Origin of the sequence: Mesorhizobium sp. M1A.F.Ca.IN.020.04.1.1, assembly GCF_003997315.1 — a bacterium.
Lineage (GTDB): Bacteria > Pseudomonadota > Alphaproteobacteria > Rhizobiales > Rhizobiaceae > Mesorhizobium.
Genome location: NZ_RZSN01000428.1, coordinates 1 through 427, shown reverse-complemented (window position 1 = coordinate 427; position 427 = coordinate 1). Strand labels below are relative to the sequence as shown.

Annotated in this window: 1 pseudogene; it reads left to right on the top strand. The window is 55.7% G+C overall.

The features are described 5' to 3' along the window. Positions 1 to 143: 143 nt before the first annotated feature. Positions 144 to 286, top strand: a pseudogene (locus EOA49_RS33910) (ATP-dependent DNA ligase); the annotation flags it as partial. Between the last annotated feature and the right edge of the window lie 141 nt (positions 287 to 427).

The window sequence follows — 427 nt, the reverse complement described above, 5'->3', positions numbered from 1 at the left end:
TGGCTGGCCACCGTGCAGCTTGCCGGGGATTGGTGGTCCAAGGTCGGATTCGCCATGGCTATCAAACATTCAATTCGTCTAAAATGGTCCGGAACCATTTTTTAGCGCACGCTATATTGAATCGCAGTCTTGCGAGGCAGTTCATGCGTTTGAAGTTCATCCCACCTATTGAGCCGGAGCTTGTCGACACCCGCCCGAGCGGGGCGACTGGATTCACGAGATCAAATTCGACGGGTATCGCACTCAGCTCATCATGGATGAAGATGGCATCCGCCTGTTGACGAGAAGAGCGCGCCACAACCAGGACAGGTCAAGCGACTGATCCTTGGGTCTCATCACCGACAGGGGAAGTTTGCACCTGTTCGCGTCTCCGATCATGATGCGTATCCCAGCGGCCACCAAGGTTCACTCGGACGCCGGGATGGGT